The sequence below is a fragment of the Haloferax sp. Atlit-6N genome (assembly GCF_003383195.1).
Taxonomy (GTDB): domain Archaea; phylum Halobacteriota; class Halobacteria; order Halobacteriales; family Haloferacaceae; genus Haloferax; species Haloferax gibbonsii.
The window spans coordinates 1-453 of sequence record NZ_QEQJ01000345.1 but is presented as its reverse complement, the minus strand read 5'-3'; the positions used below and the strand labels follow the sequence as shown (position 1 = coordinate 453).

At 65.1% G+C, this 453-nt stretch carries 1 protein-coding gene; it reads right to left on the bottom strand.

What is annotated here, in order from left to right:
• Positions 1 to 229: 229 nt before the first annotated feature.
• Positions 230 to 453, bottom strand: a 224-nt coding sequence (locus tag DEQ92_RS22670) for an HAD hydrolase family protein (protein ID WP_158547668.1), incomplete at its 5' end; no start/stop codon positions are given.

Genomic DNA, 453 nt, shown 5'->3' with positions numbered 1-453 from the left:
CGGCGACGACAAGCGGTTCTACATCCTACAGAGTCGCCCCGAGACGACGTGGAACGAGGACGACGAGGCGAGCGCGAACGCGACGAGTACGTCGTCGTCGAGCACGGCCGAGCGGATTCTCGACCGACTGTAAGCGACTGCAACGGTCACAGTCCGTCGCTCTACTCGACGCGCTTTTGCTCTCTCAGAGCGCTCTCCTCTCTTCCCCGACAGCGTCGCCGCTACCGGGTCAGTCAACCGTAAGGTCGACCGGCCCGTCGGCGTGTCTCTGCACGCCCTCGACGTCCAGTACGCCTCGCGCTTCGAGGTGCGGAACGATCTCGAAGAAGTTCTGCTCGTCCGTGGCGATGTCGGGGACGTCGCGAACTGCTGCTCCCGGATCCATCGCGATCGAGAACCCGGCACGCTCGAACAGAGGGATGTCGTGCGGGCCGTCGCCGACGGCGATCACCC